This is a genomic window from Roseovarius sp. MBR-78, assembly GCF_040547535.1.
GTDB lineage: Bacteria > Pseudomonadota > Alphaproteobacteria > Rhodobacterales > Rhodobacteraceae > Roseovarius.
On record NZ_JBEPPX010000062.1, the window covers coordinates 1 to 4,302 of the forward strand.

Annotated in this window: 5 protein-coding genes; all 5 read left to right on the forward strand. The window is 63.6% G+C overall.

The genetic code is table 11. The annotated features are described in order from the left end of the window. Positions 1–15: 15 nt before the first annotated feature. Positions 16–147 carry a DUF6789 family protein gene (locus ABIE58_RS19970; protein WP_354546374.1) on the forward strand — a complete coding sequence of 44 codons (132 nt, stop codon included), beginning with the start codon at positions 16–18 and terminating at the stop codon, positions 145–147. Between the two features lie 128 nt (positions 148–275). Beyond that, a complete protein-coding gene (locus ABIE58_RS19975; RefSeq protein ID WP_354546370.1) occupies positions 276–1,346 on the forward strand; it encodes an SPASM domain-containing protein in 1,071 nt (356 codons plus the stop codon). After that, complete coding sequence (locus ABIE58_RS19980) at positions 1,343–2,401, forward strand: phosphotransferase family protein (protein WP_354546371.1); 1,059 nt, start codon at positions 1,343–1,345, stop codon at positions 2,399–2,401. The genes ABIE58_RS19975 and ABIE58_RS19980 overlap by 4 nt, the downstream gene beginning before the upstream one ends. 29 nt (positions 2,402–2,430) lie before the next feature. Further along, positions 2,431–3,648, forward strand: coding sequence for an ABC transporter substrate-binding protein (locus tag ABIE58_RS19985; protein ID WP_354546372.1), 1,218 nt, complete (start codon positions 2,431–2,433; stop codon positions 3,646–3,648). A gap of 110 nt (positions 3,649–3,758) precedes the next feature. Continuing rightward, the gene (locus ABIE58_RS19990) at positions 3,759–4,067 is read left to right on the forward strand and encodes a transposase (protein WP_354546373.1); all 309 of its coding nucleotides are present in this window, start codon (positions 3,759–3,761) and stop codon (positions 4,065–4,067) included. Positions 4,068–4,302: the final 235 nt, after the last annotated feature.

Genomic DNA, 4,302 nt, shown 5'->3' on the forward strand with positions numbered 1-4,302 from the left:
ATCGTCGTGATGCCGATGGCCGGTGCCGGAATGTTCGGCATGAATTTCGGCATGATGGCCCCGATGATGACGTTGGTGCTGCATATCATCTTCGGCGCGGTTCTGGGCGCGGTGTTCCAGTCAAAGCGCGTGCCGACCGCGGCCTGAAAACCCGCCGCGAGGGGCGATGCCTCTCGCGGCGTTCTGACAATTCCGTGATGATCGGGTCCGGACCGTTTTTATGCCGCATCTGATATGTCACTCAATGCGTGAAAATCCTGAAGGAGAACTTCCGCATGGAAAATATTTACTACGTTATATCCTGGGCCTGTCATCGCCGCTGCAAGCATTGCTACGAGTCGCGTTTCCGGCCCTACGTGCGCGACGAGTTGACGGGTATCGTTTCACACTCCAAGGCAAGTTTTCCAAAGATCATCGCGAACCTGCCAGAGGAACTCGGGTATCTCGATCTGTCCTCGCCTTCAGAGACGGAACCGCAGGGCTATGTTCGTCGTCCGGGCAGGATGACGATCTCAGGCGGCGAAGTGCTGGTCGATCCGGTGCGAGAGCAGGTACTTTACCCTGCTCTCGAAATGTTGCGTGACAAATATCACGGACAGGGTGTGCTCATCTCCGTTCAGACCACGGGCGATCTGGTGACACCGAAAATCATCGACGAATTGCTGGCGCGCGGTGTCGGGCGGATTTCCTGCGCGGGCATGGACGACTATCATGTCGGCCACGAAGGCGACAAACGCGTGCCGCTCATCGAGCAGCTGCGCGAGATGTTTCACGCGGCCGGGATGGAGGAGGCCGAAGCGGACCCGACGAAACGCGACTGGTCGGATTTGAGACCCGATAAGCCGCTCTATTCGCTGTTCGGCGCGACCGAGGATGCCTGGATCGGCAAGATATGGCCGCGCGGACGGGCTTGGGAAAACTCGCTGTCGAAGGCCGGGATCACCGATAATTTCTGCAATGTCTGGTCGGGGGGTTTGGGATTTCTCAATCGAGGCTATTCGGGGTCAGAGGTGTCGATCGACCCCAATGGTGACGTGTTCCCCTGCTGCCTCAAGACCGCCGCCCCCCTGGGTAATCTCCGCGAAGAGCGGCTCGACGATATTCTCGACAGCCTTGTGGGCCACCCCGCGTTCGAGGCGATTTCGATGGGCCACCCCGAGCGGATGGGGCTGGCGCATGGATGGGACCTGGCGCGGTTTCTGGAGGAGTCGCGGACCACGCGCCCCGATGGCGAACCCTATCGCAACCTCTGCATCGGCTGCGACCGCTTTTTCGAGAAGGTTCTGGGGCCGGAATTGGAGCGCCTGCGCGCGGACCGGCTGGCGGCAAAGCGGGCAGCGGAGTGACCGAAGCGGCCCCAGACCGGCGCGCCAAGCTCATCCCGGCGCTGATGGTGGCGCTCAAGGCCGAGGGGCAGGCCCCCGGCCTGCCCGAGTTGATGCCCGATACCGGGCTGGCGCATGACCATATCCGCCTGCGCGGCACCGGGCGCATCGCGCGACTGCCCAAGCAGAGCCAGATGCGGTTGGGCGCGGCGGAAAACCTCGCCTATCAGGCCGCCTGTTTCACCCGCGCAAGCGTGTCGGGCCATGCGCCGCGCCTCTATGCCGAACTGCCGCCGTCGCAGGCGCTGCCGCGCGGCGGGCTGATCGTGGAAGAGATAGAGGGCCGCGCCGCGCGCCTGCCCGAAGACCTGCCCGCGATCATGGCGGCGCTGGCGGCGATCCACGCGCTGCCGGTGCCCGAAGCGGGCGCGCGTCCGCCGCTGCTCGATGCCGCCGATCCGCTAGCCGATCTGCGGGCGGAAATCGAGGCGCAGGCGGAGTATCTTCCCGCCGCGCCCGCGGACACGCGCGCCATATTGCAGACGCATATCGCCGCGCTGCGCGATCTGGCCAATGACGTGCCGCGCCCACCCAAACGCCTCATTTCCTTCGACGCGCATCCCGGCAATTTCATCGTCACTCCTTCGGGCCGCGCCGTGCTGGTCGATCTGGAAAAGGCCCGCTACAGCGCGCCGCCGCTCGATCTGGCACATGCCACGCTTTACACCTCGACGACATGGGATGTGGCGAGCCATGCGGTGCTGACGCCCGAAGACGTGGCCGGGGCCTGCCGCCACTGGCTCGCCTGTCTGCCCGAGGCCGCACGCGCTCCGCTCGCCCCATGGATCATCCCGATGCGCCAAGCCATGTGGCTCTGGTCGATGACATGGTGCGCGAAATGGCGGGTCCTGTCTGGGGCCGAGGCCAAGGCCACGCAGGATGGCGAGGATCTGGCCGCAGACAAGAGCGAGGCGGCGCTGATTGCCCATGTGAGGGGCCGCGTCGATCACTATCTCGACCCCGAGATGGCGGCGCGGATGGATGAGGGCTTCGCGCATCTCGCCGGGCTGCTATAACGCGTTAACCCCAACCAGGAGACCCTGAGATGATCCGACAGATAATGACCTCGCTGGCCGCGCTTGCGCTGGCCGCACCGTTGGCCGCGCAGGAGGTCACGCCCGACCCCACGGACTGGAGCGCGATCACCGAGGCTGCCGAGGGGCAGACCGTCTATTGGCACGCCTGGGGCCGCTCGAACGCCGTCAACGATTACATCACCTGGGCGGGCGATCAGGTGGCCGAGCGCTATGGCATCACCGTCGAGCATGTCAAGCTCAAGGACACCGCCGATGCCGTGAGCCGCGTCATCGCCGAGAAATCGGCGGGCAAGGACGCAGGCGGCGCGGTCGATCTGATCTGGATCAACGGCGAGAATTTCGCGGCGATGAAGGAACAGGGCCTGCTCTACGGCCCCTGGGCCGAGGATTTGCCCAACTGGCAATATATCGACCCCGAGGAGAACCCCGCCACCGTATCGGATTTCACCGTGCCCACCGACGGGCTCGAGGCCCCGTGGGGCATGGGCCGGATCATCTTTTACTATGACAGCGCCCGGATCAGCGATCCGCCCCGCTCGATTGCCGCGCTGCTCGACTGGGCGCGGGACAATCCGGGCCGCTTTGCCTATCCGCAGCCGCCCGATTTCCTGGGCAGCACCTTTCTCAAGCAGGCGGTGCTGGAACTGGCGCCCGACCCAAGGGTGCTGCAACAGCCGGTGACCGAGGAGGCCTATCAAGAGGCCACGGCCCCGCTCTGGGCCTGGCTTGATGATCTTACGCCCAATCTCTGGCGCAGCGGTGCGGCCTATCCACAATCGGGGCCACGGCTGATCCAGTTGATGAACGATGGCGAGATCGACCTCGCGCTTAGCTACAACCCCAACGAGCCGTCGAACGCGATTGCCAATTTTGAGCTGCCCGAGACGGTGCGCAGCTATGTTCTGGACGGCGGGACAATCGGCGCTGCGAGCTTTGTCGCTATTCCCTACAACGCCAATGCCAAGGCGGGCGCGCTGGTGCTGGCGAATTTCCTGATGTCGCCCGAGGCGCAGGCGCATAAATCCGACCCGGCGGTCTGGGGCAATGGCACGGTGCTGGCGCTGGACAAGCTTGGGGCCGAGGACCGCGCGACGTTTGAGGCGATAGAACTGGGCGTCGCCACACTCTCACCCGATGATCTGGGCGATGCGCTGCCCGAGCCGCACCCGTCGTGGATGGTCCGGCTGGAAGAGGACTGGACCGCGCGCTACGGCGTCGGTCAGTAAGCACGCGTGCGCGCCGCGCTCTGCGCGGCGGGCACGGTTCCTGGAGAGGTGGTCTCGGCAATTTGGACCAGTTGTTAGGGTGGATCGCATGACGAAAGAGACGATCCATAATGACGAAGAGAAAAATGCATACGCCTGAGTTCAAGGCGAAGGTCGCGCTGGAAGCGATCCGTGAAGAGATGACGCTGTCGGAGTTGTCGAAGAAGTATGGCGTGCATCCGAACCAGATCAGCACGTGGAAGCGCGCGGCGATTGAGAACATGGCCACGGCGTTCACCCGGCGCGGGTCTGATCCCGGGAAGGGGAACGAGGCGGAGATCGAGAAGCTGCATTCGAAGATCGGGCAGCTGGTGGTGGAACGGGATTTTTTAGCGAATGCCTCGCATCAACTGCTCGGGACGCGAGGCAAAAAATGGTGAGCAAGGAGCATGATCTGAGCCAGCGGCGGCAATGCACGCTGCTGCAACTGTCGCGCTCGACGCTGTATGAGAGTGTCCGATCTTCTGTGTAACTGGGATTTGGTCCATGCTTCCTGAGAGGAGTAAAAACTATGACCATGTCCAAGGAACTACTGGACGAGTTGCTGAAGGGCTGCGAGCGGCCGGAGGATTTGCTTGGCGATGCCGGGCTGATGAAAGAGCTGAAGATCAGGCT